Source organism: Paenibacillus maysiensis, from assembly GCF_000520815.1.
Taxonomy (GTDB): Bacteria; Bacillota; Bacilli; order Paenibacillales; family Paenibacillaceae; genus Paenibacillus; species Paenibacillus maysiensis.
Map to the genome: position 1 here is coordinate 1 of NZ_ASRY01000115.1, position 304 is coordinate 304.

Sequence of the window (304 nt, forward strand, 5' to 3'; positions counted from 1 at the left end):
GAGCAAGGATCGGAGTGAAAATACGGTTTCCTGCTATATTCGGGACGTATTGCAGTTCATAGCTTGGTATCGGGGCAAGACGGAATATGGACTGGACAAATGGATTGAATTGGATGGAGTAGAGTACAAGAAGGTTCTGCAAAGCACCAACCAAGCGATACTCACCATTAACCGTAAGATCGCCAGTATCAATGTATTTGCACAGTGGATGCATCAGCAGGGCTATATAAAGGAAGAAATACATATCGAAGCGGTCAGGAACAAGGTCGTTCGGCAATACAAAGGGTTAGCGGAAAAGGATTTG

General features: G+C 44.7%; 1 protein-coding gene. It reads left to right on the forward strand.

The genetic code is table 11. The features are described from left to right. Nucleotides 1–304, forward strand: a 304-nt coding sequence (locus L696_RS0107740; RefSeq protein WP_025683134.1) for a site-specific integrase, incomplete at both ends; no start/stop codon positions are given.